The 5,629-nt window shown below is 72.6% G+C and carries 7 protein-coding genes; 3 read left to right on the forward strand and 4 right to left on the reverse strand.

What is annotated here, in order from left to right; genetic code table 11:
- From F9B16_RS48885 to pdhA, 3 genes are all read right to left on the reverse strand, one after another.
- The coding region (locus F9B16_RS48885) for a biotin/lipoyl-containing protein (protein WP_318839304.1) at nt 1-314 on the reverse strand (314 nt) is incomplete at its 3' end.
- Nucleotides 311-1,327, reverse strand: a complete 1,017-nt coding sequence (locus tag F9B16_RS48890) for an alpha-ketoacid dehydrogenase subunit beta (protein WP_151547095.1) — start codon at nt 1,325-1,327, stop codon at nt 311-313. The genes F9B16_RS48885 and F9B16_RS48890, both read right to left, overlap by 4 nt.
- A gap of 11 nt (nt 1,328-1,338) precedes the next feature.
- The gene (pdhA, locus tag F9B16_RS48895; RefSeq protein WP_151547096.1) at nt 1,339-2,496 is read right to left on the reverse strand and encodes a pyruvate dehydrogenase (acetyl-transferring) E1 component subunit alpha; all 1,158 of its coding nucleotides are present in this window, start codon (nt 2,494-2,496) and stop codon (nt 1,339-1,341) included.
- A 144-nt stretch (nt 2,497-2,640) separates the two neighbouring features.
- Between pdhA and F9B16_RS48900 the strand changes: the two genes are divergently transcribed.
- Nucleotides 2,641-3,273: a GntR family transcriptional regulator gene (locus F9B16_RS48900; protein ID WP_225992648.1), complete on the forward strand. Its 633-nt coding sequence runs from the start codon at nt 2,641-2,643 to the stop codon at nt 3,271-3,273.
- A gap of 46 nt (nt 3,274-3,319) precedes the next feature.
- Here the strand turns inward: F9B16_RS48900 and F9B16_RS48905 are convergent, their stop codons facing one another.
- On the reverse strand, nt 3,320-4,015 hold the full coding sequence (locus F9B16_RS48905) for a GntR family transcriptional regulator (RefSeq protein ID WP_151547098.1): 696 nt from the start codon (nt 4,013-4,015) through the stop codon (nt 3,320-3,322).
- Between the two features lie 163 nt (nt 4,016-4,178).
- Between F9B16_RS48905 and F9B16_RS48910 the strand changes: the two genes are divergently transcribed.
- Nucleotides 4,179-5,408 carry an NRAMP family divalent metal transporter gene (locus F9B16_RS48910; protein WP_151547099.1) on the forward strand — a complete coding sequence of 410 codons (1,230 nt, stop codon included), beginning with the start codon at nt 4,179-4,181 and terminating at the stop codon, nt 5,406-5,408.
- The coding region (locus F9B16_RS48915) for a carboxyltransferase domain-containing protein (protein WP_225992649.1) at nt 5,399-5,629 on the forward strand (231 nt) is incomplete at its 3' end. The genes F9B16_RS48910 and F9B16_RS48915, both read left to right, overlap by 10 nt.

The raw sequence follows: 5,629 nt of genomic DNA on the forward strand, positions 1-5,629 counted from the left end.
TCGGTGGACTGCGCGGGCTCGGCGGCCGCGGCGGGCGCCGGGGCCGGTTCGGCCGCCGCCGCCTCGGGACGCGCGCCGCCCTTCGGGGCGATCACCGCGATCGGCGCGCCGATCGCGGCGGTCTCGCCCTCGCCGACGAGGATCTTCTCGAGCACGCCGGCCTCGTAGGCCTCGTACTCCATGACCGCCTTGTCGGTCTCGATGTCCACCAGGACGTCGCCGACCGCCACCTCGTCGCCCGGCTGCTTCTGCCAGGAGCTGATGACGCCCTCCTCCATGGTGTCGGAGAGGCGCGGCATGAGGATCTCGGTCATCGGGCGGGCTCCAGCACTGGACGGCCGGTCGCGCGGAGCGTGTCGCGGACGGCGGTGAGCAGGGAGTCGGCGGACGGCAGCGCCGCCGACTCCAGGGACTTGGCGTAGGGCAGCGGCACCTCGGCCATCGCGACGCGGCGGACCGGGGCGTCCAGCCAGTCGAAGGCGCCCTCCTGGATCGTCGCGGCGATCTCCGCGCCGATGCCGTAGGTGAGCCAGTCGTCCTCGGCGACGACGGCGCAGCCGGTCTTGCGGACCGACTCGACGACGGTCGCGCGGTCCAGCGGGCGCAGGCTGCGCAGGTCGACGACCTCGGCGGACACGCCCTCGGCGGCGAGGGTCTCGGCGACCTCGGCCGCGACCCGCGCCATCCGGGAGTAGCCGATGATCGTGATGTCGGTGCCGGGGCGGGTGACGGCGGCGCGGCCGATCTCGGCCGGTTCGATCTCCTCGACGGGGGCCGGCAGCTCGCCCTTGGTGTTGTAGAGGGCGAGGTTCTCCAGGAACAGCACCGGGTCGTCGTCGCGGATCGCGGCCTTCAGCATCGCGGACGCCTCGGCGGGCGTGCTCGGCGCGACGACCTTCAGCCCGGGGATGAACGAGTAGAACAGCTCGACGTTCTGCGAGTGGGTGGCGCCGAGCTGCTGGCCGCCGCCGCCCGGGGTGCGGATCACCATCGGCACGCTGGCCTGGCCGCCGAACATGCCGTAGATCTTGGCGGCGTGGTTGACGATCTGGTCGAGCGCGAGCAGCGAGAAGTTGATCGTCATGATCTCCACGACGGGGCGCAGGCCGAGCATGGCGGCGCCGATCGCGGCGCCGACGAAGCCCTCCTCGGCGATCGGGGTGTCGCGGACCCGCTTCGGCCCGAACTCCTTGAGCAGCCCTTCGGTGATCTTGTAGGAGCCCTCGAAGAGCCCGATCTCCTCGCCCATCAGGAAGACGTTCTCGTCGCGGAGCATCTCCGCGCGCAGCGTGTCCCGGAGCGCCTGGCGGTAAGTGACGGGTGCCATCAGCGTGCTCCTCAGGAACTGAATACCGGGTCGGCGGGCAGGCGGCGCAGCTCGCCCGGGACGGGGGTGGCGTAGGTGTAGTCGAACAGCGTGGAGACCTCGGGGGCCGGGCTCTCGTCGGCGAACGCGGCGGCGGCGTCGATCGCGGCGGTGACCTCCGCGTCGAGGCGGTCGCGGTCGTCGTGCGACAGGATCCCCGCCTCCTCCAGCTCCAGCGCCATCCGGGCGAGGGGGTCGGCGGCCTTCAGGGCCTCCTTCTCCTCCTTGGACCGGTAGCGGGCCGGGTCGACGACCGAGTGGCCCTTGAGCCGGGGGCTGACGGTCTCCAGCAGGTACGGCTTGCTCTCGGCGCGGGCGCGCTCGACGGCGGCGCGCGCGGCGTCGCGGACGGCGACGACGTCGGTGCCGTCCACCCGGACGCTCTCCATCCGGTAGGCGGCGCCGCGCCGGTACAGCTCCGGCTCGGCGGCGGAGTGCTCCACGGTGGTGCCCATGCCCAGCCCGTTGTTGATCACTACGAAGACGACCGGGAGGTCCCAGAGGCCGGCGATGTTCAGCGACTCGTGGAACGCGCCGATCGCGGTGGTGCCGTCGCCCATGTGGCACATGACGACCTCGTCGCCGCCCTTGTAGGAGACGGCGAGGGCGGCGCCGGCCGCGAGCGGGACCTGCCCGCCGACGATGCCGTACCCGCCGAGCAGCCGCGCCTCGGCGTCGAACAGGTGCATGGACCCGCCCCAGCCCTTGGACACGCCGGTGGAGCGCCCGTAGAGCTCGGCCATCACGCGCTCGGCGGAGATGCCCTTGGCGAGGGCGTAGCCGTGCTCGCGGTAGTTGGTGAAGAGGTAGTCGGTGGGGCGCAGCGCGGCCATCAGGCCGACGACGGTCGCCTCCTCGCCGAGGTTCAGGTGGCAGTAGCCCCCGATCTTCGCCTCGGTGTAGGCGCGTGCGGCGCGCTCCTCGAAGCGGCGGATCAGCAGCATCTGGCGGTAGTACGCCACGAGCGTCTCGGCGCTCTCCGCCGGGCCGCCGGGCGCGGCGCCGTCCACCGCGCGCGCGGCACCGTTCTCCGCCGCGCCGGCCGTCGGCCCTGAGGCCTTGGTGCCGCGCGCTCTCCGGGTCGTGCGAGCCGGAGCGGCCTTGGTAGCTGACCGGGTGGTCTCAGCCATCGGCGACCTTCCTAAGTCCGGGGGAACGCCGTAGGATCGCCACGACGCTCACCGATCATCATTGATCAATGATCGATCATATTCGAGTCTATCTCCTCGGGCGTCAAGACTCACTTACCGTCGCCCCGTCTAATATTGGCTCCCGTGAACACGCCCGTCCCCGCCCAGCTGCTGCGCACCGGGCTCGCCGACCAGATCCGCGAGTTCATCGTGGAGGGCATCAGCTCGGGCCGGTGGGAGCCGGGCGAGCGCATCGTCGAGCGCCGCATCGCCACCGAGCTCGGCGTCAGCCAGGGACCGGTGCGCGAGGCGCTGCGGCAGCTGGAGGCGCAGCGGCTGATCGAGTCGCTGCCGAACCGGGGCGCCCGCGTCCGCGCGTTCACCGAGCAGGACCTCGCCGAGATCTTCCCCGTCCGCGCCGGGCTGGAGCGCACCGCCGCCGAGCTCGGCATGGCGCGCATCGCCGGCTGCCTGGACGCGCTGGAGGAGCGCAACCGGCAGCTGAGCGAGGCGGCGCGCGGCGACGACCTGCACGAGCAGATGCGGCTCAGCATCGCCTTCCACCGCGAGATCGTCGAGGCGGCCGGCAACCGGCTGCTGTTCTCGGTGTGGGAGGGCCTCGGCATCGAGCTGTGGACGACGCTGTCGCTGCGGCTGCACCACACCGAGATCTACTCCAAGTCGGCCGAGCACGCCGAGCTGATCGAGGCGTTCCGCCGCCGCGATCCGCAGGCCCCGCAGCTCCTGCACGACCACGTCATGAACTACGCGCCGTAGGCGCGCGGCGACGGCGCGCCATAGGGCGCCCCGCGGTCGCCGCGGTTCACTCCTGCTCGCGGTAGGCCTTGGTGAGCTGCGCCTCGGCGTCGTCGAGGTAGGAGCGCAGTTCGGCCTCGGCGGCCTCGACGTCGCCCCGCTCCAGCAGGTCGCAGAGCCGCCGGTTGCGGGCGAGGTACGGCTCGTGGAACTCGCGCGGCGAGCCCATCTCGTGGAAGACCAGGCGCATCTCGGCCAGCAGGTGCCGGGTCATCTCGTCCACCCGGGGGCTGCCGACGAGCGCGGCGAGCGCCTGGTGGAAGCGGATGTCGGCGGTGCCGACCTGCTCCCAGACGTCGTCCGCCGCGGCGCGCTCGCCGTCGGCCACGGCCGCCTCCACCCGCACGAGCGCCTCGCGCGGCGCGGACGGCGCGCACCGCACGCCCTCGCACTCCAGGATCCGGCGGACCCGGTACAGGTCGGCGAGCCCCTCGGCGGTGACGCGGCGGACGAACACGCCCCGGTTGAACTCGTGCACGAGCAGCCGCTCGTTGATGAGCAGCCGGAACGCCTCGCGGACGGTGTTGCGGGAGACCTTGGCGGCGCGGCCGAGGTCCTCCTCGGGGAGCCGCTGGCCGGGGACGAGGCGGCCGTCGGTGATCTGCTCGCGGAGCAGGTGGGCGACGCGGTCGGCGGTGCTGTGCCGGCCGATGTCGTCCCGCGCCGCCGCGATGGTGTCCAGCCACGACTCCTGCGCCGGCATCGGCCCGTCCTCCCCGCGGTGGCGCGGCGCCGCCCCGGGCGCGCGCGTATCTCGTCCGGCACCACCGTATCCCCTTCCGGGGAGAATTCCTCAACAAGGGGATTGAAGGATTGTTGAACAATCCTTACGCTGTCGGAAAGCCGACTCCCCGGAAGGGGCAGCCATGACGGAAACCACCCTCGACCACACGCCGGCCTCCCCGCCCACCTCGTCCCGCCGCGGCGCGCTCCTCGGCGCCATGTTCCTGATGGCCACCAGCGCCATCGGCCCCGGGTTCATCACCCAGACGACCACGTTCACGGCCAAGCTCGGCGCCGCGATGGCGTTCGCGATCCTGGTGTCGGTGCTGGTCGACATCGCGATCCAGCTCAACGTGTGGCGGATCGTCGGCGTCTCCGGACGGCGCGCCCAGGACCTCGGCAACTCGGTGGTGCCCGGCGGCGGCTACGCGCTCGCCGCCCTCGACGTCTTCGGCGGCCTGGTGTTCAACATCGGCAACGTGGCCGGCTGCGCGCTCGGGCTGAACGCGCTGCTCGGCCTGGACGTCAAGATCGGCGGCGCGCTGTCCGCGCTGGTCGCGATCGCGATCTTCCTGATCCGGCGGGCCGGCGTCGCGATGGACCGGATCGTGGTGGTGCTCGGCGCCGTCATGATCATCATGACGCTGTACGTGGCGGTGGAGTCGGGGCCGCCGATCGGCGACGCGCTCCGCCGGACCGTCGCGCCCGGGCAGGTCGACTTCCTCGTCATCACCACCCTCATCGGCGGGACGGTCGGCGGCTACATCACCTACGCCGGCGCGCACCGCATGATCGAGTCCGGGCTCACCGGGCCGGGCAACATCCGCGAGATCAACCGCAGCGCGATCACCGGGATCCTCGTCACCGGCGTGATGCGCGTCCTGCTGTTCCTCGCCGTGCTCGGCGTCGTCGCCGGCGGCGTCACGCTCGCCAAGGACAACCCCGCCCCGTCGGCCTTCCAGCACGCCGCCGGCGAGACCGGGCTGCGCGTGTTCGGCCTGATCATGTGGTCCGCCGCGATCACCTCGGTGATCGGCGCGTCCTACACCTCGGTGTCGTTCCTGGTGTCGTTCTCCGGCTGGATCGAGCGGCACCGCAACCGGCTGGTCGTCGCGTTCATCGTCGTCTCCACCGCCATCTACCTGGCGATGGGCACGACCCCGGCCAAGCTGCTCATCCTCGCCGGCGCGCTGAACGGCCTCATCCTGCCGTTCGGGCTGGCCGTGCTGCTGTGGGTCGCGGCCCGCCGCCGCGACCTGCTCGGCGGCTACCGCTACCCGGCCTGGCTCCTCGGCCTCGGCGTCGCGGCCTGGCTGCTGTCGCTGTACCTCGGCTGGCACTCGCTGTCGGGCATAGAAGACCTGTGGAACTGAGGGAACGGGTGCGGATCCTGCCGAACGGCGACCGGGCGCTGCTCGTCGAGCTGCCCGGACCGGAGGAGATGCTCGGGCTGTACACGGCGCTCACCGCCGCCCCGCCGCTCGGCGTCGCCGACGTCGTCCCGGCGGCCCGCACCCTGACCCTGCTGCTCGACCCGTCCGCCGACCCCGCCCGGGTCGCCGCCGCCGTGCGCGGCGCGCGGCCCGGCGCGGCG

Origin of the sequence: Actinomadura montaniterrae, from assembly GCF_008923365.1 — a bacterium.
Lineage (GTDB): Bacteria > Actinomycetota > Actinomycetes > Streptosporangiales > Streptosporangiaceae > Spirillospora > Spirillospora montaniterrae.

Bases quoted from the DNA above. Each gene is read 5' to 3' on its own strand.
- F9B16_RS48890 (WP_151547095.1), bottom strand. From the start codon at position 1,327: ATGGCACCCGTCACTTACCGCCAGGCGCTCCGGGACACGCTGCGCGCG.
- pdhA (WP_151547096.1), bottom strand. From the start codon at position 2,496: ATGGCTGAGACCACCCGGTCAGCTACCAAGGCCGCTCCGGCTCGCACG.
- F9B16_RS48905 (WP_151547098.1), bottom strand. From the start codon at position 4,015: ATGCCGGCGCAGGAGTCGTGGCTGGACACCATCGCGGCGGCGCGGGAC.
- F9B16_RS48910 (WP_151547099.1), top strand. From the start codon at position 4,179: ATGACGGAAACCACCCTCGACCACACGCCGGCCTCCCCGCCCACCTCG.